This is a genomic window from Pseudomonas sp. FeN3W, from assembly GCA_030263805.2.
GTDB classification, from domain to species: Bacteria; Pseudomonadota; Gammaproteobacteria; order Pseudomonadales; family Pseudomonadaceae; genus Stutzerimonas; species Stutzerimonas stutzeri_G.
Map to the genome: position 1 here is coordinate 3,687,355 of CP136010.1, position 24,543 is coordinate 3,711,897.

The following is a 24,543-nucleotide window of genomic DNA, read 5'->3' on the forward strand; positions in this document are numbered from 1 at the left end:
GAGCTGGGCGGCTGGTTAACCTCCTCATATCGAGAATTTTGTGTATGCCCGTCGGGGGAACGCTTGAGACATAAAGCAGGACTACTGGCAGCTCTAATTCTTGTCCTCGCATTGGTGCCTATGTGGGCCTTTGTTATTGATGAGGTCAAGCATCAGCGCGCCCTGGCCACAGAAACGGCGCGTAATGATGCAATGAACCTGGCCACAGCATTCGAGGCGCACGTGCATAGCGTGATCGAGCTAATGGATATTGTGTTATTGGATATGCGCAAACACATGCTCCAGTACCCTCAAACTCAACACTACGTGTACGATGGATTGCAGGGCTACGGAGGTTTCGTCACGCAGCTGGCGGTGATAGACAAGAATGGCTTGTTGGTTTTCTCCAATCTCGCCCCTTCCGACAAACCTGTGGATCTGAGTGATCGCGAGCATTTTCGTGTTCACCAAGATCACCCGCTAGAAGATCGTCTGTTCATTAGCAAGCCGGTATTGGGCAGGGTGTCGAAACAGTGGACTATCCAGTTCACCCGCCCCATTCACCAGAATGGTGAGTTTGCCGGTGTGCTGGTGCTTTCCATGCCCACCAGCTTCTTTACCGACTATTACCAGCAGATCAACGTCGGGCCAAATGGCAGCATCGTGCTCGTGGGTACCGACCGAAGCTTGCGCGCCATCGCCTCAGGAACCCCGATACCAAGTCGCTACGGGCGCTTCAAGTTGCCGGAAAATAAGCCCTATTTCGATCCGAATGCCCCTGCGCGCGGCTACTACGAAGGCGTCAGCGCGATAGATGGCGAGTATCGCCTGGGTGCCTATCGGCGGTTGACCAATGATGGCGTCGTGGTCGTGGTGCTGTTATCGCCGAAGGATTTCATGGCCGCGTTCGACAAGCGCCGGGAGTTGCTGATCGTCTCGGCTGGCATCATCTCGCTGCTGCTGGCGGCGGTCGCACTGCTGATATTCGTGCTGAGTTGCCGCTATTTCCAGAGCACGGAAAGGCTGCGCCAGGCTCACGATCAACTGGCGCAGCTGGCCAATACCGACGTATTGACGGGGGTGAGCAGCCGTCGATCGTTCCTGGCTAGCCTGGAGGCCGAGCTTGCCCGGGCTCGCCGCCACGCTGAAAGCCTGAGCCTGCTCATGCTCGACATTGACCACTTCAAACGCGTCAATGATGTGTACGGCCATCCGATCGGCGATGCAGTGCTCAAGCAGTTCACTGCCATATGCGCCAGCATGCTGCGCGCGCACGACCTGTTCGGCCGTCTGGGTGGGGAGGAGTTTGCAATTGCCTTGCCGCATACAGATCTCGACGGCGCACGCAGTGTGGCTGAGAAGATCCGCTTGGCCATCGAACAGACGCCATTGACGACCGCGGCGGGCAACATCGAGATCACGGTTAGCATCGGCGTGGCCCAGACGGATGCCGGGCAGCATGAGATCGATCAGTTGATCGCGTGGGCGGACAAGGCGCTCTATGACGCCAAGCACGGAGGTCGAAACCAGGTTCGCGTCGGCCGCCCAGAGGACGAAGCGGAAGGCTGAATCGCAGGCAATAAAAAGCCGGCTTGTGGCCGGCTTCAGGGGGTGGCGTTGGCTTATTTTTGGTAAGCCGCAACCGCCTTGGTGATTGCTGCACGGGCGGCGTCGGCGCCTTCCCAGCCTTCGACCTTGACCCACTTGCCCTTCTCGAGATCCTTGTAGTTCTCGAAGAAGTGCTTGATCTGCTCGATCAGCAGCGCAGGCAGGTCGGTGTATTCCTTCACGTCCACGTACAGCTGGGTCAGCTTGTCGTGCGGGACGGCGATCAGCTTGGCGTCACCGCCGGCTTCGTCGGTCATGTTCAGTACGCCGACCGGACGGCAGCGGATGACCGAACCCGGGGCAACCGGATAGGGGGTCACGACCAGCACGTCGAGGGGGTCGCCGTCATCGGCCAGGGTGTGCGGAATGAAGCCGTAGTTGGCCGGGTAGAACATCGGGGTGGCCATGAAGCGGTCGACGAACAGGCAGTCGGTGTCGTGATCGATTTCGTACTTGATCGGCGCGTGGTTGGCCGGGATCTCGATGGCGACGTAGATGTCGTTCGGCAGGTCTTTGCCAGCCGGGACTTTGCTGTAGCTCATGAACGATGGGCTCCTGATCGGCCAGCGCGGCCTGGGGGCGGAAAAAAGTGGGCGCGATTATAGGCGCAATGTCGCGTGCAATGCACGCCGGCTTCGACGCGCCCGGCCTACGCAGGTTCCCGGTAGGCGGGATGTTCGGTCTGCAGGCGTTGCAGGCGCGCCAGCGGGTCCTGCCGGTAGAAGCCCGCAAGCTGTGCATAGACCTCGGGAAAGGCCTGCTGCAGCACGTCCGGTGCGCTGAAGAAGTACTCGCTGGTAACGGCGAAGAATTCCGCCGGGTTCTCGGCGGCGTAGGGGTCGATCGGCGTTTCGGCATCCGGGTCGGCATCGAGCATGCGGTCGAGCTGGTCGTAGGCGCGCTGCATGGCGCCGGCCCAGGAGTCGATGCGCATCTGCCGGTGCAGCGGCGGCAAGCCGTTGGCGTCGCCGTTGAGCATGTCCAGCTTGTGCGCCAGCTCGTGGATCACCAGGTTGTAGGCCTCCCAGCCGCCACTCTGCTGCACGCCGGGCCAGGCCAGGATCACCGGGCCCTGCAGCCAGGCCTCACCGCTGTGCTCGGCGTCCCATTCATGCTCGACGCCGGCGGCATCGCGGTGCTTCTGCGGGCTGAGGAAGTCGTCGGGGTAGATCACGATCTCGTGAAAACCGCGGTACCAGCCGAGATCGGCCAGGTGCAGCAGCGGCAGTTGCGCCTGCAGCGCCAGGCGCAGGCGGTCCTCGGCCTGCAGCTCGATACCGGCCAGCGGTGTCAGGCGCTTGTCGTGCAGGAACAGCACGGCGCGCTCACGCAGGCGATTCAGCTCGTCGTCGCTCAGGCCGTCGAGAATCGGCAGGCTGTCGAGCACCTGCTGCCACAGATCGGCATCGACCGGGTTGCGGGCGAGGATGCGTTTGCGCTGCCAGGCGCGGAAGGACCACATGCACGGAGGCTCCAACGAAGCGGGGCGCTCACCATAAGCGCGACGGCGAAATGCGGGCAAGCAAATGGCGGATTATCGGCCCCCTGCTACGGTGAATGTGCCGGGCGATTGCGCCCGGTGAATTCTCGCGTCGGCCTGCCTCGCAGCAAGCGGCGCAACAGGAGGAGCATTGCAATGACTGAACACGGCGGCCGTGAGGCCCTCTCCCTGATCAATCCGCCCGGCCTGTACGACCCGACGCCCAATGGCTACTCCCACGTGGCAGTGCTGCCGCCCGGTGCGCGGATGGCGTTCATCGCCGGGCAGGGCGGGGAGACTGCCGATGGTCGCTTGTCCGAGGATTTCCGCGATCAGGTGCGCCAGGCGCTGCGCAATCTGTGCATCGCCATCGAGGCGGCGGGTGGCACGCCGGCGCAGATCGCCAAGCTCGGCGTTCTGATCGTCGAGCACAGCGAGGAGCGCCTGCACATCTTCGGCGAAGAATTGCAGCGAGCGCTGGGCGCGGGGCCGAAGCCTGCGTGCACGCTGATCCCGGTGCCGCGTCTGGCGCTCGACGGCATGCTGTTCGAAATCGAGGCCGTGCTGTTGCTGACGGCTGGCTGAGCGTGCCGTCGGTCGGCGCGTCACGGGACTGTCAAGCGGGGCGGCTACATCAGGAGAACCCCCCACTCGCCAGGAGACTTCCGAGATGACCGCACCGGATCAGAAACGCCGCCAACTGCTGCAGGGCATCGGCGCCGGCCTCGCGCTGCCGGCCCTGGGCGTCGCGCCCGCCATCATCGCCGCGCCGCGCGAGCGCCCGCAGATGCTCGACGGTGTGCAGTCCGGCGACGTGACGGACGGCCGCGCGTTGATCTGGAGCCGCGGCGACCGCCCCGGGCGGCTGATCGTCGAGTGGGACACGCGCAGCCGTTTCGGCAATCCGCGGCGCATGATCTCCTCGGTGACCGATGCCGGTCAGGACTACACCGCCCGCGTCGATCTGCGCGGGCTACCGGCGGATCAGTCGATCTTCTACCGCGCGCGCTTCGAGGATGCTCGCAGCGGCGTGCTCAGCGAGCCCTGGTTCGGCCACCTGCGCAGCGCGCCAACGCGTCCGCGCAACATTCGTTTCGTCTGGGGTGGCGATACCTGCGGCCAGGGCTACGGCATCAACCCGGACTTCGGCGGCATGCGCATCTACGAAAGCATGCGCCTGCGCCGGCCGGACTTCTTCCTGCACAGCGGCGACGTCATCTATGCCGACGGGCCGATCCCCGCCGAAGTGACCGCCGAGGACGGCAGCGTCTGGCGCAACCTGGTCACCGAGGAAAAGAGCAAGGTCGCCGAGACGCTGCACGAGTTTCGCGGCAACTACCGCTACAACCTGCTGGACGAGAACCTGCGAGCCTTCAACGCCGAGGTGCCGCAGATCTGGCAGTGGGACGATCACGAGGTGACCAACAACTGGTCGCCGAGCAAGGTGCTGGACGACCGCTATCAGCAGGTGCGCGACATCGATACCCTGGTCCGCCGCGCACGCCAGGCCTACCTGGAATACGCACCCATGCGCATCGCCCGCCGCGACAAGCTTGGGCGCATCTATCGCAAGGTCAGCTACGGGCCGCTGCTGGATGTGTTCGTGCTGGATATGCGCAGCTATCGCGGGCCCAACACCCACAACCTGCAGGCGGAGCAGGGCGCCGACACGGCGTTTCTCGGCCGCGAGCAGCTGCGCTGGCTCAAGCGCGAGCTGAGCGCCTCGCGCGCAACCTGGAAGGTCATCGCCGCCGACATGCCCATTGGCCTGCATGTGCCCGATGGCCCGCGCTGGGAGGCGATCGCCAATGGCAACGACGGCGAGGCGTTGGGCCGCGAGCTGGAGATCGCCGACCTGCTGACCTTCATCCAGCGCGCGCGGGTGCGCAATACCGTCTGGCTGACGGCGGATGTGCACTACTGCGCGGCGCACCACTATCACCCCAATCGCGCTGCCTTTCAGCGTTTCGAACCGTTCTGGGAGTTCGTCGCCGGCCCGCTGAACGCCGGCAGCTTCGGACCGAATCCGCTGGACGGCACCTTCGGTCCGGAAGTGGTCTTCCAGAAGGCGGCGCCCACGCCGAACAGCTCGCCGCGGGCCGGCTTCCAGTTTTTCGGCGAGGTGGAGATCGACGCGCAGAGCGGTGCGCTGGGCGTGAGTCTGCGCGACATCGACGGCACGCTGGTCTACAGCCAGACGCTTGAGCCCTGGCAGCCGGCCTGAGCCGGCTCAGCCGAGCAGGAAGTTGCCGGCGCGGGGTTCACCATCCAGCGCGGGGACTTCTGCTTCGTCCTTGAGCTGTACGCCGGAGAGCTGCCGGCGGCTGGCTTCGCGCATCAGGTAGAGCAGGCGGTGCGTGGCCAGGTTGTAGCTCAGACCCTCGGGGCGAATGTTGGAAATGCAGTTGCGCTGCGCATCGTGCCGGCCGACCTGCGGCGCCCAGGTGAAGTACAGGCCCAGGCTGTCCGGCGAGCTGAGGCCTGGGCGTTCGCCGAGCAGAATCACCACCATCCGAGCTTTGAGCCGCTGGCCGATCTCGTCGGCAATCGCCACGCGGCCCTGTTGGACCAGGGTGATCGGTCCGAGCGCCCAGCCTTCGGCCTGACACTGCTCGGCGATCTTCAAGACCATCGGTGCGCCGTGGCGCTGCACCGCCAGTGCGGAGAGGCCGTCGGCGATCACCAGCGCCAGATCGCAGCCGTCGCCCGCATGCTCGTCGAGCGTGGCGGCGCTGGCTTCGTCGAGGCGTCGACCGAGGTCGGGGCGCTGCAGATAGATCTGCCGGTCTGACGCGGCGCTGCGCAGGTGCAGGCAGCCAAGTTCATGTTTCTTCAGCTCGGCAGCCAGCGCTTCGCAGTCCAGCGGCAAATGCACGGCGTCGCGCGCCTGGGCGTGGGCGAACTGGAAATCCAACTGCGCATCGGTGGGCAGGCTGATGCCGGCGCGGCCAAGGGCGATGCGTGCCGGGGTCAGCTGGCGCAGGTGCTGCCACGGATTTTCGGTGGTGGGGGAGCGGTCGGGCATGGCTACCTCGGAGCGTAGCGGTCAGGCGCGTGAACAGACGCGTGGAAAAGCGCGCAGCGTTTTCCACGCTGCTGGCGGCGAATGGGGCAGCGCCTCATGCCTGCTGCTCCAGCGCCCGGCGGAAGGCTTCGGGCAGTTCGCGGCCGAGCTGCAGGCGGTTGCCGTCCTGCCGGAGAATCTGCATCTTCGCCAGCCACTCCTCGAACTCCGGCGCGGGCCGTAGGCCCAGCACCTGGCGCACGTAGAGCGCGTCGTGGAAGGAAGTGGTCTGGTAGTTGAGCATCACGTCATCCGAGCCCGGGATGCCCATGATGAAGTTGATGCCCGCCGTGCCGAGCAGGGTCAGCAGCATGTCCATGTCGTCCTGGTCGGCTTCGGCGTGGTTGGTGTAGCAGATGTCGCAACCCATGGGCACGCCGAGCAGTTTGCCGCAGAAGTGGTCCTCCAGACCGGCGCGAATGATCTGCTTGCCGTTGTAGAGGTATTCCGGGCCGATAAAGCCGACCACGGTGTTCACCAGCAGCGGCTTGTAGCGGCGCGCGACGGCGTAGGCGCGGGCTTCGCAGGTCTGCTGATCGACGCCGTGATGGGCGTTGGCCGAGAGCGCGCTGCCCTGGCCGGTCTCGAAATACATGAGGTTGTCGCCGAGGGTGCCGCGCTTCTGCGACAGACCGGCCTCGTAGCCCTCCTGCAGGGTCGCCAGGTTGATGCCGAAGCTGGCGTTGGCCGCCTCGCTGCCGGCGATGGACTGGAACACCAGATCCAGCGGCGCGCCGCGGTTGATCGCCTCGATGGACGTGGTGACGTGAGTGAGGATGCAGCCCTGGGTCGGGATCTCGTAGCGGCTTATCACCGCGTCGAGCATCTTCAGCAGCTCGCAGATGCCGGCGGTGCTGTCGGTGGCCGGGTTGATGCCGATCACCGCATCGCCATTGCCGTAGAGCAGGCCGTCGAGAATGCTCGCGGCGATGCCGGCGCCGTCGTCGGTCGGATGGTTCGGCTGCAGCCGGGTGGACATGCGCCCGGCCAGACCGATGCTGTTGCGAAAGCGGGTGACGACGCGCACCTTCTGCGCCACCAGAATCAGGTCCTGCACACGCATGATCTTCGACACCGCAGCGACCATTTCCGGCGTCAGTCCTGGCGCCAGCGCCCGCAATGTGGCTTCGTCCGCCTCCTCGCCGAGCAGCCAGTTGCGGAAATCGCCCACGCTCAGGTGGCTGACCGGGGCGAAAGCCGCCGCGTCATGGCTGTCGATGATCAGCCGGGTGACTTCATCGCTTTCGTAGGGAATCAGTGCTTCTTCGAGAAAGCGCTTGAGTGGCACTGCGGCCAGGCACATCTGCGCCGCCACGCGTTCGGCATCGCTGCCCGCCGCGACCCCGGCGAGCAGGTCGCCGGAGCGCGCCGGACTGGCCTTGGCCATCACTTCGCGCAGATCGTCGAAGCGCCAGGCGGTGCCGCCCACGCTGTGCGAGTAAGCCATGTCAGCCTCCTTCTTTCAGTGCAGCGACGCCTCGGCCTTCTCGATCGCTGCGAATTCCTCTTCCGGCGTGCCGGCCACCAGATGGTGTCGACTGTAGATCGCGAAGTAGGCGATGAAGATCCCGTAGATGATCGCGGCGCCGATCACCACCCGCGGATCGACCAGGAAGCCCGCGATGACCGCGATGCAGGCCAGCACCAGCGCCACGCCCGAGGTGACGATGCCGCCAGGGGTCTTGTACGGGCGATGCAGGTCGGGCCGGCGCAGGCGCAGGACGATGTGCGAGGCCATCATCAAGACGTAGGAGATGGTCGCGCCGAACACCGCGACGAGGATCAGCAGGTCGCCCTGGCCGGTCAGCGACAGCAGGAAGCCGATCACGCCAGGGATCACCAGGGCCAGCACCGGCGCCTTGTTCTGGTTGGTCAGCGACAACTTGCGCGGCAGGTAGCCGGCCCGCGATAGCGCGAAGATCTGCCGCGAGTAGGCAAAGATGATCGAGAAGAAACTGGCGATCAGCCCGGCCAGGCCGACCAGATTGACGAAGCCGCTCATCCAGGTGGACGAGCCGTAGGCGGTGGTCAGTGCCTCCACCAGCGGATTGCCGGACGCCACCAGCGTGCTGGAACCGGCGCCACCGGGGCCGACCAAGAGAATCAGCCCGGCGAAGGCGACCAGAATCAGCATGGCGCCGATCAAGCCGCGCGGCATGTCACGCTGCGGGTTCTTGGTCTCCTCGGCGGCCAGCGGTACGCCTTCCACGGCGAGGAAGAACCAGATCGCGTAGGGGATCGCCGCCCAGATACCGACGTAGCCGTACGGCAGGAAGGCGCTGGCACCGGCTGCGGTGGTCGGCGCGATATCGAGCAGCTTGTCCACCGAGAAGTGCGGCACCATCGCGACGATGAACACGGCCAGCGCCAAGGCGGCGATGGCGGTGATGATGAACATCAGCTTCAGCGCCTCGCCGACGCCGAAGATATGGATGCCGATGAAGATGATGTAGAAGGCGAGATAGATCGCCCAGCCGCCGATGCCGAACAGCGACTCGCAGTAGGCGCCGATGAACACGGCGATGGCCGCCGGCGCGATGGCGTATTCGATGAGGATCGCCGTGCCGGTGAGAAAGCCGCCCAGCGGGCCGAACGCGGTGCGGGCGAAGCCGTAGCCGCCACCAGCCGTGGGGACCATCGAGGACAGCTCGGCCAGCGAGAAGCACATGCACAGGTACATGGTCGCCATCAGCAACGTGGCGATGAACAGCCCGCCCCAACCGCCCTGGGCGAGCCCGAAGTTCCAGCCGGCATAGTCGCCGGAGATCACGTAGGCGACGCCAAGACCGACCAGCAGCACCCAGCCGGCGGCGCCTTTCTTCAGTTCGCGTTCCTGGAAATAGCTACTGCCAACGGTTTCGAAATCGATTGCATGGTGCGGTGGCGTTGAACGGCTGTGTTCGAGGGCCATGGGGAAATCCTCTTGGATAGGTTGGCAGGTCTCTCCCTAGCAAGCGTCATGCCCCGCGCCGGAAATGCGATATTTACGGTGTTTTGTCAGCCAAGTTTGGCAGGAACGCACCTTTTGCGTGCTCCGCAGCACCACGGCGGAGCCCGGCAGGTGTCTTGTTCAGGGCGCGGGCGGCGTGCGCCACCCGCGCCGATCTATTAGAAGAAGCCCAGTGGGTTGATGTCATAGCTGACCAGCAGGTTCTTGGTCTGCTGGTAGCTGTCGAGGATCATCTTGTGGGTTTCGCGACCGACGCCGGACTTCTTGTAGCCGCCGAACGCGGCATGGGCCGGGTAGAGGTGATAGCAGTTGGTCCATACGCGCCCGGCCTTGATCGCCCGGCCCATGCGGTAGGCGCGGTTGATGTCGCGGGTCCAGACGCCGGCGCCGAGGCCGTACTCGGTGTCGTTGGCGATGGCCAGGGCTTCGGCTTCGTCCTTGAAGGTGGTGACGCCGATCACCGGGCCGAAGATCTCCTCCTGGAACACGCGCATCTGGTTGGTGCCCTTGAGCAGGGTCGGCTGGATGTAATAGCCGGTCGCGAGCGAGCCTTCGAGCTTCTCCGCCGCGCCGCCGGTAAGCACTTCCGCGCCTTCGCCCTTGGCGATTTCCAGGTAGGACATGATCTTGTCGAACTGTTGCTGGCTGGCCTGGGCGCCGACCATGGTCTCGGTGTCCAGCGGGTCGCCGCGCTTGATCTGCGCGACCTTCTTCATCACCGCCTCCATGAAGGGTGCGTAGATGGATTCCTGCACCAGCGCGCGCGATGGGCAGGTGCACACCTCGCCCTGGTTGAAGAAGCCCAGCACCAGGCCTTCGGCGGCTTTCTCGATGAAGGTCGGTTCGGCCTGCATGATGTCTTCGAAGTAGATGTTCGGGCTCTTGCCGCCCAGCTCCACGGTGCTCGGGATGATGCTCTCGGCGGCGCGCTTCATGATGTGCGAGCCCACCGGGGTGGAGCCGGTGAAGGCGATCTTGGCGATGCGCTTGCTCGAGGCCAGGGCCTCGCCGGCTTCACGACCGTAGCCCTGCACGACGTTGAGCACGCCCGGGGGCAGCAGATCGCCGATCACCTCCATCAGCACCGCGATGCCCAGCGGGGTCTGCTCGGCCGGTTTCAGCACCACGCAGTTGCCGGCCGCCAGTGCCGGGGCGAGTTTCCAGGCGGCCATCAGGATCGGGAAATTCCACGGGATGATCTGCCCCACCACGCCCAGCGGCTCGTGGAAGTGGTAGGCCGCGGTGTGCTCGTCGATCTCGGCGCTGGTGCCTTCCTGGGCGCGGATGCAGCCGGCGAAATAGCGGAAGTGATCGGCCGCCAGCGGGATATCGGCGTTCAGCGTCTCGCGCACCGCCTTGCCGTTGTCCCAGGTCTCGGTGATGGCGAGCATTTCCAGGTTCTGCTCGATGCGGTCGGCGATCTGCAACAGGATCAGCGAGCGCGCCTGCACGCTGGTCTTGCCCCAGGCGTCGGCGGCGGCATGGGCGGCGTCCAGCGCTTTCTCGATATCGGCGGCGTCGGAGCGCGGGAATTCAGCAATCGGCTGTCCGTTGACCGGAGACAGGTTGGTGAAATACTGCCCGTTGATGGGCTCCACGAACTCGCCATTGATGAAGTTGCCGTAGCGGGACTTGAAGGAAACGACAGCGCCTTCGCTGCCAGGATGGGCGTAACGCATGATGAGTCTCCGGTTCTTGTAAGGGTCGAGGAAACGGCGGTCGTTTCAGCGTAGATCAGCTTGTCGAAGCCGGCGAACGAGATGACATGCGGGCCAGGCTCGGGTGCCGGCGGGGGCCGCTTGCGCGGCGGTGCTGTGCTAATCTGCGCCGCAGTTTCCGGCGCCGAGATGCGCAGCCATGCCGCCTGGCCAGGCTGTGTGAAAACGCAGCATGACCGAGCGCAGTAGTTTTCACAGTCTGTGGCGCGGCGTTTTTCAGAGGTCAACAATGCATATCCATATTCTCGGCATCTGCGGCACCTTCATGGGGTCGCTCGCGGTGCTGGCCAAGGAACTCGGGCATCGCGTCACCGGCTCCGACGCCAACGTCTATCCACCGATGAGCACCCAACTCGAAGCCCAGGGCATCGAGCTGACCCAAGGCTACGAGCCGAGCCAGCTGGAGCCGGCGCCGGACCTGGTGGTGATCGGCAATGCACTGTCGCGCGGCAACCCGGCGGTGGAGTACGTACTGAACAAGGGCCTGCCCTATGTCTCCGGCCCACAGTGGCTGGCCGATCACGTGCTGCAGGGGCGCTGGGTCCTGGCCGCGGCCGGTACCCATGGCAAGACCACCACCAGCAGCATGCTGGCCTGGGTGCTGGAACATGCCGGCATGAGCCCGGGCTTTCTCATCGGGGGCGTGCCGCAGAACTTCGGCATCTCCGCGCGGCTGGGTGGCACGCCATTCTTCGTGGTCGAGGCCGACGAATACGACAGCGCTTTCTTCGACAAGCGCAGCAAGTTCGTCCACTACCGCCCGCGCACGGCGATCCTGAACAACCTGGAATTCGATCACGCGGACATCTTCCCTGATCTCGCCGCCATCGAGCGGCAGTTCCATCATCTGGTGCGCACGGTGCCGGGTGAGGGACTGATCATCCATCCCGAGTCGGAAACTGCGCTCAAGCGCGTCATCGAAATGGGCTGCTGGACGCCGGTACAGACCACCGGCGAAGGCGGCCAATGGCAGGCCAACCTGCTCAGTGCCGATGGCTCGCGCTTCGAAGTGATCTTCGATGGCGCCGTACAGGGCGTAGTGGAATGGGAGCTGACCGGCCAGCACAACGTAAACAACGCACTGGCAACCCTCGCCGCAGCACGGCATGTCGGCGTGCTGCCGAAGCAGGGCGCCGAGGCGCTGAGCGAGTTCCTGAGCGTCAAGCGACGCATGGAGAAGGTCGCCGAGGTCAACGGCGTGACCATTTACGACGACTTCGCCCATCACCCGACTGCCATCGCCACCACACTCGATGGGCTGCGCAAGCGCGTCGGCGATACGCCGATCATCGCGGTGGTCGAACCGCGCTCCAACTCGATGAAGCTCGGCGCGCATCGCGAGGGGTTGGCGGAGTCGGTGGCGCTGGCCGACCAGGCGATCTGGTACGCACCGGCCAACCTCGGCTGGGATCTCGCCGCGACCGTCGCCGGCTCCCCGGTGCCGACCACGGTCTGCGATTCGCTGGAGGCGATCATCGCCAAGGTGAAAACCGACGCCGCGCCGGGCACTCAGGTGGTGGTGATGAGCAATGGCGGTTTCGGTGGGTTGCACGGCAAGTTGGCTGAGGCGTTGAGCTGATTGCTCAAGGTGGAAAACGCTTCGCGGTTTTCCACCCTACGAAGACCGTGGGTAGGGTGGAAATCGCCGAAGGCATTTCCACGCGGATCGCATCAGCAAGTAGGGTGGGCCGGGCGGCGTTCCGCTTCAGCCCGCCCGAACACGACCAAGCGGCTACAAGGGAATAAATGTATGAGCGGACCGGAACGCATCACTTTGGCCATGACCGGCGCATCCGGCGCGCAATACGGCCTGCGCCTGCTCGATTGCCTGATCCAGGAAGACCGCGAGGTGCACTTCCTGATCTCCAAGGCCGCGCAGCTGGTGATGGCCACCGAGACCGACGTGGTGCTGCCGGCCAAGCCGCAGGCCATGCAGGCGTTTCTCTCCGAATACACCGGGGCGGCGGCAGGGCAGATTCGCGTGTTCGCCAAGGAGGACTGGATGGCGCCGCCGGCCTCCGGTTCCGGGGCGCCGACGGCCATGGTCGTCGTTCCCTGTTCCACCGGCACGCTGTCGGCGATCGCCACCGGCGCCTGCAACAACCTGATCGAACGCGCTGCCGACGTGGCCCTCAAGGAACGCCGCCAGCTGATCCTGGTGCCGCGTGAAGCGCCGTACTCCAGCATTCACCTGGAGAACATGCTCAAGCTGTCCAATCTCGGCGTGACCATCCTGCCGGCGTCGCCGGGCTTCTATCACCAGCCGCAGACCATCGATGACCTGGTCGACTTCGTCGTCGCACGCATCCTCAATCTGCTCAACATCCCGCAGGACATGCTGCCGCGCTGGGGCGAGCACCATATCGTCAGCGACGACTGAGATGATCGGCCGGGCGCTGCTGGTGCTGATGACGCTGAGCCTGCTCGGCGGTTGCGCCACGGTGCGCACGCTGGATGCGGCCAAGCCTGGCGCGCCGATCATCTACTCCGGCACGCGCCTGGATTGGTACAGCCTCAACGGTGGCTGTTGCCCGATGGATCGTTTCGGTGGCATGCCGCCGAAATATCCCGCGCTGGATCTGCCCGCCAGCGCCCTGGTGGATACGCTGCTGCTGCCCTTCGCCGTGGCGGCGGAGCTGGGCGTCGGGCTCGGCGTGCGCGGCGGTCTTTGAGCGGCGTGCAGCATTACTGATCTGGGTTCAGGCTGGACTCTCGCGCAGCAGGCATAATTTCCTCGTCTGCGGCACAAGGAGAACAGGTGTGAAAGACCGAACTCAGTTCCACATGAATTACTGGATGATCGCCATTCTGGTGTTCTTCGGCCTGCAGTATCTGCTATCGATCCAGCAGGAGGTGGCGACCATCCCCTACAGCGAGTTCGAGCAGCATCTCAGGGACGGCCGCGTCGACGAGCTGGCGATCACCGAACGGCGCATCGAGGGCACCCTCAAGGAGCCGCTGGCCAGCGGTCAGCGACGTTTCATCAGTAACCGCGTCGAACCGCAGCTGGCCGAGCACTTGCAGCAGTACCCGGTGCGCTACACCGGCAAGGTGGAAAGCACGCTGGTGCGCGACCTGTTGTCCTGGATCATCCCGGCGGCGCTGTTCTTCGGCATCTGGCTGTTCCTGCTCAGGCGCATCGGCAGCGGCCTGGGCGGCGGCGGGATGATGCAGATCGGCAAGAGCAAGGCGCGGGTCTACGTCGAGACCGACATGAAGGTGAGCTTCGCCGACGTCGCCGGGGTCGACGAGGCCAAGGACGAGCTCAAGGAAATCATCGAGTTCCTGCGCGACCCGCAGACCTACGGCCGCCTCGGTGGACGCATGCCCAAGGGCGTGCTGCTGGTCGGCCCGCCCGGCACCGGCAAGACCCTGCTGGCGCGTGCCGTGGCTGGCGAGGCGAAGGTGCCGTTCTTCTCCATTTCCGGCTCGGAGTTCGTCGAGATGTTCGTCGGCGTCGGTGCCGCGCGGGTGCGCGATCTGTTCGAGCAGGCCCGCGCCCAGGCGCCGGCGATCATCTTCATCGACGAGCTGGACGCCCTTGGCCGCGCCCGCGGGGCCGGGCCGCTGTCCGGCGGGCATGACGAGAAGGAGCAGACGCTCAACCAGCTGCTGGTGGAAATGGACGGCTTCGATACCTCCAGCGGGCTGGTTCTCTTGGCGGCTACCAACCGCCCGGAGATTCTCGATCCGGCGCTGCTGCGCGCTGGCCGTTTCGACCGTCAGGTGCTGGTCGATCGGCCGGACAAGGTCGGACGGGTGCAAATTCTCAATGTGCATCTGAAGAAATCGCGGCTGGGCACCGATGTCGATCCGCAGGCCATCGCTGCGCTGACCCCGGGCTTCACCGGTGCCGACCTGGCCAACCTGGTCAACGAGGCGACGCTGCTGGCGACCCGGCGCAATGCCGAGGCGGTGGCGATGGAGGATTTCACCGCGGCCATCGAACGCATCATCGCCGGCCTGGAGAAGCGCAACCGCCTGCTCAATCCGCGCGAGCGCGAGATCGTCGCCTATCACGAGATGGGCCATGCCTTGGTGGCCATGGCGCTGCCGGGCGTCGACCCGGTGCACAAGGTGTCGATCATCCCGCGCGGCATGGGCGCGCTGGGCTACACCATCCAGCGCCCGATCGAGGACCGTTTCCTGATGACCCGCGATGAGCTGGAAAACAAGATGGCCGTGCTGCTCGGCGGGCGCGCGGCGGAGTGGCTGGTGTTCGCCCATCTGTCCACCGGTGCGGCGGACGATCTGGCCAAGGTCACCGACATCGCCCGCGCCATGGTCACCCGTTACGGCATGTCCAGGCGCCTCGGGCATCTGGCGCTGGAGCGCGAGCCGAGCTCGTTCCTCGGCAACGAGGCGATGCTCGGCCTGAAGCCGCAACATGGCTATGCGGAGAGCACGGCAACCGCTATCGACGAGGAAGTGCAGGAGCTGGTGCAATCTGCATTCCAACGCAGCCTGGGGTTGCTTGAAGAACGACATGAACTGCTTGAGCGCTGTGCGCGTCGTTTGCTGCAGCAGGAGACGCTGGATGCCGATGAGCTGCGTGAACTCAGCGCCGCTCCAGCCAGTGGTTCGGCACAGGCGTCCCCTCAGGCCTGATGCGGCCTCAGGGCCGCTGCGTCAGTCGGGCCGGCGCTGGGCGTGCTGCGCCAGCGCCCACTCGACGTGTTCGCGGACCAGCTCCGACGGATCGTCGCGGCGCGCCTCGAGCGCTTCCAGCACCGGGATGCTCGATGGCGCATTGCCCAGGCCGACCGCCAGGTTGCGCAGCCAGCGCTGGTAACCGGCGCGGCGCAGCGGCGAGCCCTCGGTGCGGCTGAGAAATTCTTCTTCCGTCCAGTGGAACAGCGTCGCCAGCTCGGCGTTGTCCAGGCTGTGGCGCGGCTGAAAGTCGCTTTGCTCGGTGGGGCGGGCGAAACGGTTCCACGGGCAGACGATCTGGCAATCATCACAGCCGAACACGCGGTTGCCCATCGGTGCGCGCAGCTCGACGGGAATCGGCCCCTTGAGTTCGATGGTCAGGTAGGAGATGCACTTGCGCGCGTCCAGCAGGCGCTCGCCGGCGAAGGCGCCGGTCGGGCAGACGTCCAGGCAGGCGTGGCAGCTGCCGCAGTGATCGCGCGTCATCGGCTCGTCGACCGGCAACGCGATATCGACGAACAGTTCGCCTAGAAAGAACCAGCTGCCGGCCTTGCGGTTGAGCAGCAGGGTATTCTTGCCGATCCAGCCGAGCCCGGCCTGTTGCCCGGCGGCCTTCTCCAGCACCGGCGCGCTGTCGACGAAGGCGCGAAAGCCGAACGGGCCGACCATCTGTTGGATGCGCTCGGCCAGTTGCTGGATGCGTTTGCGGATCAGCTTGTGGTAGTCGCGGCCCAGTGCATAACGTGACACGTAGGCTTTTTCCGGCGCGGCCAGCTGTTGGGTCATCCGTGTGTCGCCGGGCAGGTAGTCCATGCGCAGCGAGATCACCCTGAGCGTGCCCGGTACCAGCTCGTCCGGCCGGGAGCGCTTGCTGCCGTGGGCGGCCATGTAGTCCATCTCGCCCTGATAACCGGCTGCCAGCCAGGCCTCCAGATGCGCCTCGTGCTCGCCGAGATCGACATCGGTGATGCCGACCTGCTGAAAGCCGAGCTCGCGGCCCCATTCCTTGATGGATTGGGCGAGGGCAGCGGGATCAAGAGAGAGGCTGGACATCGGAGACTGCGGCGGGAAGTGGGCGGGTGCGTATAATTCTGCCAGACATTCCGCCGCGATGATCCCTGCTCCGATGACCGATTCCCTGCCCGTCGCTCTGTATACCGCCGCCCAGGTGCGCGAACTCGATGCGCGCCTGATTGCTGCCGGCACTCCCGGTTTCGAACTGATGCAGCGTGCCGCTCATGCCGCCTGGCGTGCACTGCGCCGGCGCTGGCCGGATGCCGGGGCTGTCACCGTGCTGGCCGGGCGTGGCAATAACGCCGGCGATGGCTACCTCGTTGCGGCGCTGGCGCAGCGCGCCGGCTGGCAGGTGCGGGTGCTGGCAGTGGGCGATCCGCAAGCGCTGCAGGGCGATGCCGCGCAGGCCCTGGTCGAGGCGCGGGCGAGCGGTGTGGTCGTCGAGCCTTGGCATGCCGAGGCGACTTTGCAGGGTGTGCTGGTGGATGCGCTGCTGGGCACCGGTGTTGCCGGTGAGGTGCGCGAGCCTTATGTCGCTGCGATCGAAGCGATCAATGGCAGCGCGCTACCGGTACTGGCCATCGACCTGCCGTCCGGGCTCTGCGCGAACAGCGGGCGGGTGCTGGGACACGCGGTGCGTGCCGATCTCAGTGTCACCTTCATCGGACTCAAGCTGGGGCTGTTCACCGCCGACGGTCCTGATCGTGTTGGCGCGCTGGTATTCGATGATCTGCAGGCCGATCCGCAGATCGTCTGCCAGGTCGCAAGCGAAGCTGTACGCCTGGATCCATCAATATTGGCTCAGGTGGCACCGCGCTCGCCGGTGGCGCACAAGGGCAGCTTTGGTCAGGTGCTGGTCATTGGTGGTGACCTGGGTACCGGCGGCGCCGCGTTGCTCAGTGCCGAGGCGGCATTGCGTTGTGGTGCGGGCATGGTGACGCTGGCGACTCGTCCGGAGCACGTAACGGCCTCGCTGGTACGGCGCCCGGAAGTCATGTGCAGTGGCGTCGAGTCGACCTATAGCCTGACGGCGCTGGTCGAGCGCGCCGATGTGCTGGTAGTCGGCCCAGGCCTGGGGCAGGCTCCCTGGGGGCGCAGCCTGCTGTCGTTGGCGGCGCAACATGAGTTGCCGCAGGTGTGGGACGCCGATGCGCTGAACCTGCTGGCCGGCGGCGGCGTCGAATTGCCGGCAGCGAGCGTGATCACCCCACATCCCGGCGAGGCGGCGCGGTTGCTGCAGTGCTCCACCGTCGAGGTGCAGGCGGATCGTCCGGCGGCAGTGCGCGCGTTGGCCAGGCGCTACGCCTGCGTGGCGCTGCTCAAGGGCGCAGGTACGCTGATCGCCGACCCGGATGGTCGGCTGGCGCTGTGTGACCGCGGCCATCCGGCGATGGCCAGCGCCGGTCTGGGCGATGTGTTGGCCGGTGTGATCGGTGCCATGCTGGCGCAGGGGCTGACGCCGTTCGATGCGGCCTGCCTGGGGGCGTGGCTGCATGCTGCGGCTGGTGAGCGCCTCGGTGAGCAGGGGCGCGGCCTGGCTGCCAGCGACCTGATTCCCGTGATTCGTCAGTTGCTCGAGGAACAGTCGCCATGCCTGAAGTGAATCTGTACGCCGCGGACGAGGCTGCCATGCTCGCGCAGGGCGCGCACATCGCCAAGGCGACCGGCGGTCGTGGCGTGATCTATCTGCATGGTGACCTCGGTGCGGGCAAGACCACGCTGTCGCGCGGCCTGATTCGCGGCTTCGGCCATACGGGCAAGGTCAAGAGTCCGACTTTCACATTGGTCGAACCTTACGAACTGGGGGATGTGCAGGTTTACCACTTCGACCTATACCGTCTTGTCGACCCGGAAGAGTTGGAGTTCCTCGGCATTCGCGACTATTTCGAAGGCGATGCGCTGTGCCTGATCGAATGGCCGGAACGTGGGGCCGGCATTTTGCCAAAGGCCGACATGGACATTACCATTGCACCGCATGAGGCCGGCCGTACGCTGCGCCTGTCACCCCACACCGCGCGGGGTGAAGCCTGGTGTGTCGCCCTGACCGACGGAGAGCTATGAATAACATGGGTTTGGGTATGCGCATTCGCACCCTGATTGGTGGGCTGGTGCTGGTGCTGATGGCAACCGACCTTCATGCCGCCAGCGATGTGCAGAGCGTGCGTCTGTGGCGTGCGCCGGACAACACCCGCCTGGTGTTCGATCTGTCCGGCCCGGTCGAGCACAAGATCTTCACCCTTACCGCACCTGATCGGCTGGTCATCGACGTGACCGGCGCGACGCTCAAGGCCGAGCTCGACAAGTTGCCGTTGAAGAACACCCCGGTCGCCTCCCTGCGCGCCGGCCAGCACGATGCCGACACGCTGCGCGTGGTCGTCGATCTGCATGCGCCGGTAGCGCCGAAGAGCTTCAGTCTGGCGCCCAACCAGCAATACGGTCATCGTCTGGTGGTCGACCTGTTCGATCAGGCGACAGCCGCTCGCGCTGCGACCCAGCCGCCAGCCACCGCCACTCCGGCGACACCCGCCGCGCCGGTTTCCCCGACCCTGCCGGCGGTGAAGCTCCCGGCTACGGCGAGTAGCAAGCGCGACATCGTCATTGCCATCGACGCGGGTCATGGTGGCGAAGACCCTGGCGCGATCGGGCCCGGCAAGATCTACGAGAAACACGTGGTACTGCAGATTTCCAAGGAGCTGCAGCGACAGATCAACGCCGACAAGGGTTTCCGAGCCGAGCTGGTGCGCACCGGCGACTACTTCATCCCGCTGCGCAAACGCACCGAGATCGCGCGCAAGAAGGGCGCCGACCTGTTCGTCTCGATCCATGCCGATGCGGCGCCGCGTTCGGCGGCCTACGGTGCCTCGGTGTTCGCCCTGTCCGACCGCGGTGCCACCTCGGAGACCGCGCGCTGGCTGGCCGACAGCGAGAACCGTTCCGACCTGATCGGCGGTGCCGGCAACGTCAGCCTCGGCGACAAGGACCAGATGCTCGCCGGTGTGCTGCTGGATCTGTCGATGACCGCTTCGTTGTCATCGAGTCTGAATGTCGGGCAGAAGGTATTGAGCAACATGGGACGCATCACTCCGCTGCACAAGCGGCGGGTCGAGCAGGCAGGCTTCATGGTGCTGAAGTCGCCGGACATTCCGTCGATTCTGGTGGAGACCGGCTTCATCTCGAACCCATCCGAGGCCAGGAAACTGCAGACAGCGAGCCATCAGCAGTCGCTGGCGCGCTCGATCCACAGCGGCGTAAGGCAGTTCTTCCATGAAAATCCGCCACCTGGAACCTATGTGGCCTGGTTGCGCGATTCCGGCAAGATCGCCAGTGCGCCGCGCGAGCACATCGTGCGCTCGGGCGAGAGCCTGGCGTTGCTCGCCCAGCGCTATCAGGTCAGCCTTGCTTCCCTGCGTAGCGCCAACAATCTGCGCAATGACGTGATCAAAATCGGTCAGACGCTGAACATTCCCGCCACCACACTGGCCTCGCAGCCATGAGCGAAGTAGCACGCATCCAGCTGCTAAGTCCGCGGCTGGCGAACCAGATTGCCGCTGGCGAGGTGGTGGAGCGCCCGGCCTCGGTGATCAAGGAACTGCTGGAAAACAGTCTGGATTCGGGCGCGCGGCGCATCGATGTGGATGTCGAGCAGGGCGGGGTCAAGCTGTTGCGGGTGCGCGACGATGGCTGCGGTATCCCGCCGGACGATCTGCCGCTGGCCCTGGCGCGTCACGCCACCAGCAAGATCCGCGACCTCGAAGACCTCGAGCGGGTCATGAGCCTGGGCTTTCGGGGCGAAGCGCTGGCTTCGATCAGCTCCGTCTCGCGCCTGACCATGACCTCACGCACCGCCGATGCCGGCGAGGCCTGGCAGGTGGAAACCGAGGGGCGTGAAATGGAAGCGCGGGTGCAGCCGGCGGCGCATCCGGTCGGCACCTCGGTCGAGGTGCGCGATCTGTTCTTCAACACGCCGGCGCGGCGCAAGTTCCTGCGCACCGAGAAGACCGAATTCGATCACTTGCAGGAAGTCATCAAGCGCCTGGCGCTGGCGCGTTTCGATGTGGCCTTCCATCTGCGGCACAACGGCAAGGTCGTGCTGGCACTGCACCAGGCCGAGGACGATGCGGCGCGAGCGCGTCGCGTCGCTTCGGTATGCGGGCCGGCGTTCCTCGAGCAGGCGTTGCCCATCGAGATCGAGCGTAACGGGCTGCGGCTGTGGGGCTGGGTCGGCCTGCCGACCTTCTCGCGCAGCCAGGCCGACCTGCAGTATTTCTACGTCAACGGGCGCATGGTTCGCGACAAGTTGGTGGCCCACGCGGTACGCCAGGCCTATCGCGATGTGCTGTTCAACGGCCGGCACCCGACGTTCGTGCTGTTCCTCGATGTCGATCCGGCGGTGGTGGACGTCAACGTGCACCCGACCAAGCATGAAGTGCGTTTCCGCGACAGCCGCATGGTGCATGACTTCCTTTACGGCACGCTGCATCGTGCGCTGGGGGATGTGCGGCCGGAAGATCAGCTCGCAGCACCGGCCAGCGTCACGCCGATGACGCAGGTTTCCGGATTGGCCGCCGGCGAGTTCGCCGGGCAGAACGAGATGAGCCTGGCCGCCAGTGTGCTCGAACAGCCACAGGGCGATACGCCCGCCTGGCGCGGTGCGGGCGCAGGCTATCAGGCACCACGGCCAGCTTCGGCCGGCTATACGGCCGAAGCCCAGGGTGCCTATCGGGAATTCTTCACGCCGCTGCCGCAAAGCAGTCCTGCTGCGCTGCCGGCGAGCCAGGACGATGTGCCGCCGCTGGGGTACGCGCTGGCGCAGCTCAAGGGCGTCTATATCCTCGCCGAGAATGCTCAGGGCATGGTGCTGGTCGATATGCACGCCGCCCACGAACGCATCACCTACGAGCGACTGAAAACCGCCATGGCCAGTGAAGGCTTGCGCGGGCAGCCACTGCTGGTGCCTGAGTCGGTTGCGCTGAGCCAGCGTGAAGCCGACTGCGCCGAAGAGCATGGACAATGGTTTCAGATGCTGGGCTTCGAGCTGCAGCGACTGGGGCCGGAAACGCTGGCGATTCGACAGATTCCCTCACTGCTCAAGCAGGCCGAAGCGACTCAGTTGGTGCGCGATGTACTGGCCGATCTGCTTGAGTACGGCACCAGTGACCGTATCCAGGCGCATCTGAACGAGCTGCTGGCGACCATGGCTTGCCATGGTGCGGTGCGCGCCAACCGGCGGCTGACGGTGCCCGAGATGAACGCCTTGCTGCGCGATATGGAGCATACCGAGCGCAGCGGGCAGTGCAATCACGGGCGTCCGACCTGGACGCAGCTGGGCATGGACGAACTGGACAAGCTGTTCCTGCGCGGTCGCTGAGCAGTCTTGGCGGCGAGCCGTGCTTGCAGCCGGCCGCCTGCCGCCGGAAACTATGCGGCTAAGACCGTCGAGCTCGCTGATGTCCGTTTTCCCTCCTGCCATCTTCCTCATGGGCCCCACTGCGTCGGGCAAGACCGACCTTGCGCTGGAACTGGCCCGAGTGCTGCCCTGCGAGCTGATCAGCGTCGATTCGGCGCTGGTCTATCGTGGCATGGACATCGGTACCGCGAAGCCGTCGGCTGAGGTGTTGGCTGAGTTTCCCCATCGTCTGGTGGACATTCGCGACCCGGCCGAGAGCTACTCGGCTGCGGAGTTCAGCGCAGATGCCCTGGCGGCCATGGCCGAGATCAGCGCGGCTGGCCGAATTCCGCTGCTGGTTGGCGGCACCATGTTGTATTTCAAGGCGTTGCAGGAAGGTCTCGCCGATATGCCGGCGGCTGACCCGTCGCTGCGTGCCGAGCTCGAAGCGCTGGCCGCGGCGCAAGGATTGCAGGCGCTGCACGATCAACTGGCCCAGGTGGACCCGGAGTCGGCGGCGCGCATTCATCCCAACGACCCGCAGCGGTTGGTACGCGCGCTGGAGGTCTATCGCGTCAGCGGCTTGACCATGAGCGAGCACCGCGCCCGACAAAGGTCGCAAAAAGCCGTCGCAGACGCTCCAGGCTCAGGAGTCTTGCCTTATACTGTCGCGCAACTGTGCATCGCCCCCGCACAACGCCACATCCTGCATGAGCGCATCGAGAGACGTTTCCTGCACATGGTTGAACAGGGCTTTGTCGAAGAGGTCGAAGCCCTGAGGAGTCGGGGTGATCTGCACCTTGGCATGCCGTCGATTCGAGCGGTTGGTTATCGTCAGGTCTGGGAATATCTGGACGGATCATCGACCCGAGAGGAAATGGTGGCGCGCGGCATCATCGCAACTCGGCAACTGGCCAAACGGCAGTTCACCTGGTTGCGAAGCTGGGGGGAGATGCAGTGGCTGGACAGTTTGTCCCGCGACAATCTGCCGCGCGCATTGAAATACCTGCAATCGCTCTCCATATTGAGCTGACACTGCGAATTGACCGTCTATTCTCAGACAAGTGGATCGTCGGTTGTACTTTTAGAACACTAATGAAACAGATCCTCTAAGGAGTGCGGCACATGTCAAAAGGGCATTCGCTACAAGACCCTTACCTCAACACACTGCGTAAGGAACGCGTCCCGGTTTCCATCTATCTGGTCAACGGCATCAAGCTGCAGGGCCAGATCGAATCCTTCGACCAGTTCGTCATTCTTCTGAAAAACACCGTCAGCCAGATGGTCTACAAGCACGCCATCTCCACCGTGGTTCCGGGCCGTCCAGTGCGCCTGCCGACCGCCGGTGATGCCGAGCAATCCGAGTCGAGCAACGACTGAGGTAGGTTTCTTTGTTCTTCGAACGTCCCGGTGGTGGTGAGCGGGCTATCCTGGTGCACCTGGACGGCCAGGACCCCGCGGCGCGCGAGGACCCTCAGGAATTCCAGGAGCTGGCGCGTTCGGCAGGCGCCGAGGCGGTCGGTTTCGTCAATGTCGCCCGGCATCAGCCATCCGCCAAGTTCCTGATCGGCAGTGGCAAGGTCGAGGAGCTGCATGACCTCGTCAAGGATGGCGAGGTCGAGTTGGTGATCTTCAATCACACCCTGACGCCGAGCCAGGAACGCAACCTCGAGCGAGCGCTCGAATGTCGCGTGCTGGATCGTACCGGTCTGATCCTGGATATCTTCGCCCAGCGCGCGCGTACCCATGAGGGCAAGCTACAGGTCGAACTGGCCCAGCTTGAGCATATGAGTACGCGCCTGGTTCGCGGCTGGACTCACCTCGAGCGGCAGAAGGGTGGTATCGGCCTGCGTGGCCCGGGTGAAACCCAGCTGGAAACCGACCGCCGCTTGCTGCGCGTGCGCATCCGGCAAATCAAGCAGCGTCTGGAAAAGGTCCGCGGTCAGCGTGAGCAGGCCCGTCGCGGGCGTCGTCGCGCCGATATCCCCTCCGTGTCGCTGGTCGGTTATACCAACGCCGGCAAGTCCACTCTGTTCAATGCGCTGACCGAGTCCGATGTGTACGCGGCGAATCAGCTGTTCGCCACGCTCGATCCGACATTGCGGCGGCTCGAGCTGGATGATGTCGGGCCGGTGGTGTTGGCCGACACCGTGGGTTTCATCCGTCATCTGCCGCACAAGTTGGTGGAGTCCTTCCGGGCGACGCTGGAAGAGTCCAGCAATGCCGATCTTCTCCTGCATGTCATCGATGCGCACGAGCCCGAGCGCGATCAGCAGATCGAGCAGGTGCTGGCGGTGCTCGGTGAGATCGGCGCTAACGAGCTGCCGATGCTCGAGGTCTACAACAAGGTTGACCTGATGGTGGGCATCGAGCCGCAGATCCAGCGCGATGCCGATGGCAGGCCGCAGCGTGTGTGGGTGTCTGCTCGTGATGGATTGGGTCTGGATCTTGTGCGCCAGGCCATTGCCGAGCTGCTGGGTAACGATCTGTTTGTCGGGACGCTGCGCCTGCCGCAGCGGCTCGGGCGGCTACGGGCGCAGTTCTTCGAGCTCAGCGCGGTGCAGCGGGAAACACATGATGACGAGGGTGGCAGCCTGCTGGAAGTTCGCTTGCCAAGAATCGAATTGAATCGCTTGATCAGTCGCGAAGGGTTGCGGGTGGACGAGTTCATCGAGCAACACACTTTGCAATAAA

General features: G+C 65.0%; 21 protein-coding genes. 14 read left to right on the top strand and 7 right to left on the bottom strand.

Annotated elements, in window-relative coordinates:
• The first annotated feature begins 120 nt into the window (after positions 1–120).
• Entirely contained in the window at positions 121–1,548 is a 1,428-nt protein-coding gene (locus P5704_017410) for a diguanylate cyclase (GenBank protein ID WOF77799.1), read from the top strand.
• 53 nt (positions 1,549–1,601) lie between these two features.
• Here P5704_017410 and ppa read toward each other — a convergent pair whose 3' ends face one another.
• Complete coding sequence (ppa, locus tag P5704_017415; protein ID WOF77800.1) at positions 1,602–2,129, bottom strand: inorganic diphosphatase; 528 nt, start codon at positions 2,127–2,129, stop codon at positions 1,602–1,604.
• A gap of 107 nt (positions 2,130–2,236) precedes the next feature.
• A complete protein-coding gene (locus P5704_017420) occupies positions 2,237–3,049 on the bottom strand; it encodes a zinc-dependent peptidase (GenBank protein WOF77801.1) in 813 nt (270 codons plus the stop codon).
• A gap of 174 nt (positions 3,050–3,223) precedes the next feature.
• Between P5704_017420 and P5704_017425 the strand changes: the two genes are divergently transcribed.
• Complete coding sequence (locus tag P5704_017425) at positions 3,224–3,652, top strand: RidA family protein (protein WOF77802.1); 429 nt, start codon at positions 3,224–3,226, stop codon at positions 3,650–3,652.
• Positions 3,653–3,737: 85 nt separating this feature from the next.
• Positions 3,738–5,291, top strand: coding sequence for an alkaline phosphatase D family protein (locus tag P5704_017430; protein ID WOF77803.1), 1,554 nt, complete (start codon positions 3,738–3,740; stop codon positions 5,289–5,291).
• 6 nt (positions 5,292–5,297) lie between these two features.
• Here P5704_017430 and eutC read toward each other — a convergent pair whose 3' ends face one another.
• The 4 genes from eutC to P5704_017450 all read right to left on the bottom strand — a co-directional run bounded on the left by eutC (position 5,298) and on the right by P5704_017450 (position 10,760).
• A complete protein-coding gene (gene eutC / locus P5704_017435) occupies positions 5,298–6,092 on the bottom strand; it encodes an ethanolamine ammonia-lyase subunit EutC (protein WOF77804.1) in 795 nt (264 codons plus the stop codon).
• 94 nt (positions 6,093–6,186) lie between these two features.
• A complete protein-coding gene (locus tag P5704_017440) occupies positions 6,187–7,578 on the bottom strand; it encodes an ethanolamine ammonia-lyase subunit EutB (GenBank protein ID WOF77805.1) in 1,392 nt (463 codons plus the stop codon).
• Between the two features lie 15 nt (positions 7,579–7,593).
• Positions 7,594–9,042: an ethanolamine permease gene (gene eat, locus P5704_017445; GenBank protein ID WOF77806.1), complete on the bottom strand. Its 1,449-nt coding sequence runs from the start codon at positions 9,040–9,042 to the stop codon at positions 7,594–7,596.
• 197 nt (positions 9,043–9,239) lie between these two features.
• Entirely contained in the window at positions 9,240–10,760 is a 1,521-nt protein-coding gene (locus P5704_017450) for an aldehyde dehydrogenase family protein (GenBank protein WOF77807.1), read from the bottom strand.
• Positions 10,761–11,028: 268 nt separating this feature from the next.
• Here P5704_017450 and mpl point away from each other — a divergent pair, with 268 nt between their 5' ends.
• The 4 genes from mpl (at position 11,029) to ftsH (ending at position 15,407) form a co-directional block, all read left to right on the top strand.
• Complete coding sequence (mpl, locus tag P5704_017455; protein ID WOF77808.1) at positions 11,029–12,378, top strand: UDP-N-acetylmuramate:L-alanyl-gamma-D-glutamyl-meso-diaminopimelate ligase; 1,350 nt, start codon at positions 11,029–11,031, stop codon at positions 12,376–12,378.
• A 171-nt stretch (positions 12,379–12,549) separates the two neighbouring features.
• A complete protein-coding gene (ubiX, locus tag P5704_017460) occupies positions 12,550–13,179 on the top strand; it encodes a flavin prenyltransferase UbiX (protein ID WOF77809.1) in 630 nt (209 codons plus the stop codon).
• Between the two features lies 1 nt (position 13,180).
• Entirely contained in the window at positions 13,181–13,471 is a 291-nt protein-coding gene (locus P5704_017465) for a YceK/YidQ family lipoprotein (GenBank protein ID WOF77810.1), read from the top strand.
• Between the two features lie 88 nt (positions 13,472–13,559).
• Positions 13,560–15,407 (top strand): ATP-dependent zinc metalloprotease FtsH, encoded by a 1,848-nt coding sequence (gene ftsH / locus P5704_017470; GenBank protein ID WOF77811.1) that lies wholly within the window; start codon positions 13,560–13,562, stop codon positions 15,405–15,407.
• Positions 15,408–15,428: 21 nt separating this feature from the next.
• Here ftsH and queG read toward each other — a convergent pair whose 3' ends face one another.
• Entirely contained in the window at positions 15,429–16,502 is a 1,074-nt protein-coding gene (gene queG, locus P5704_017475) for a tRNA epoxyqueuosine(34) reductase QueG (protein WOF77812.1), read from the bottom strand.
• A 73-nt stretch (positions 16,503–16,575) separates the two neighbouring features.
• Between queG and P5704_017480 the strand changes: the two genes are divergently transcribed.
• From P5704_017480 to hflX, 7 genes are all read left to right on the top strand, one after another.
• Positions 16,576–18,066 (top strand): bifunctional ADP-dependent NAD(P)H-hydrate dehydratase/NAD(P)H-hydrate epimerase, encoded by a 1,491-nt coding sequence (locus P5704_017480; GenBank protein WOF77813.1) that lies wholly within the window; start codon positions 16,576–16,578, stop codon positions 18,064–18,066.
• Positions 18,054–18,524, top strand: a complete 471-nt coding sequence (gene tsaE / locus P5704_017485) for a tRNA (adenosine(37)-N6)-threonylcarbamoyltransferase complex ATPase subunit type 1 TsaE (GenBank protein ID WOF77814.1) — start codon at positions 18,054–18,056, stop codon at positions 18,522–18,524. Before P5704_017480 ends, tsaE begins: the two co-directional genes overlap by 13 nt.
• A 17-nt stretch (positions 18,525–18,541) precedes the next feature.
• Positions 18,542–19,957, top strand: coding sequence for an N-acetylmuramoyl-L-alanine amidase (locus tag P5704_017490; GenBank protein ID WOF81272.1), 1,416 nt, complete (start codon positions 18,542–18,544; stop codon positions 19,955–19,957).
• Positions 19,954–21,831, top strand: a complete 1,878-nt coding sequence (gene mutL / locus P5704_017495) for a DNA mismatch repair endonuclease MutL (GenBank protein WOF77815.1) — start codon at positions 19,954–19,956, stop codon at positions 21,829–21,831. The genes P5704_017490 and mutL overlap by 4 nt, the downstream gene beginning before the upstream one ends.
• Before the next feature lie 79 nt (positions 21,832–21,910).
• Positions 21,911–22,882 carry a tRNA (adenosine(37)-N6)-dimethylallyltransferase MiaA gene (miaA, locus tag P5704_017500; protein WOF77816.1) on the top strand — a complete coding sequence of 324 codons (972 nt, stop codon included), beginning with the start codon at positions 21,911–21,913 and terminating at the stop codon, positions 22,880–22,882.
• A 92-nt stretch (positions 22,883–22,974) separates the two neighbouring features.
• On the top strand, positions 22,975–23,229 hold the full coding sequence (hfq, locus tag P5704_017505; GenBank protein ID WOF77817.1) for an RNA chaperone Hfq: 255 nt from the start codon (positions 22,975–22,977) through the stop codon (positions 23,227–23,229).
• Positions 23,230–23,240: 11 nt separating this feature from the next.
• Complete coding sequence (hflX, locus tag P5704_017510; protein WOF77818.1) at positions 23,241–24,542, top strand: ribosome rescue GTPase HflX; 1,302 nt, start codon at positions 23,241–23,243, stop codon at positions 24,540–24,542.
• Position 24,543 lies beyond the last annotated feature (1 nt).